Here is a 246-nt window from a genome sequence, read left to right as displayed (position 1 = left end):
GAAACGTGGCTGAATTGTACCGGTTTACAAACAAACAATCATGTATGTATATTTCGCTCCCATCATTCCCATCGTGTGCGTGGCAGGCCGGTCCGGCTTCCACTCCCCGCTGGTGAGCGTTGCCTGCTGGCGCTTTCGGCCTGTATCAGCGCGATTTGAGATTCCTTCCCCTAAGAGCCTTTCCGTCATGTTGCTGAGCCGAATCCGACCCTTTGCACTGTCGCTGGCGATCGCCGCGACCGTGGC

The 246-nt window shown here is 56.5% G+C and carries 1 protein-coding gene; it reads right to left on the bottom strand.

Annotated elements, in window-relative coordinates:
• Positions 1-24: 24 nt before the first annotated feature.
• Positions 25-246 (bottom strand): hypothetical protein (locus tag ACZ2IA_RS23205; protein ID WP_470294935.1); only part of this gene is annotated, 222 nt, incomplete at its 5' end.

It is taken from the genome of Crenobacter sp. CS_VA4, assembly GCF_055597485.1.
This window is presented reverse-complemented; position numbering and strand designations above follow the sequence as displayed.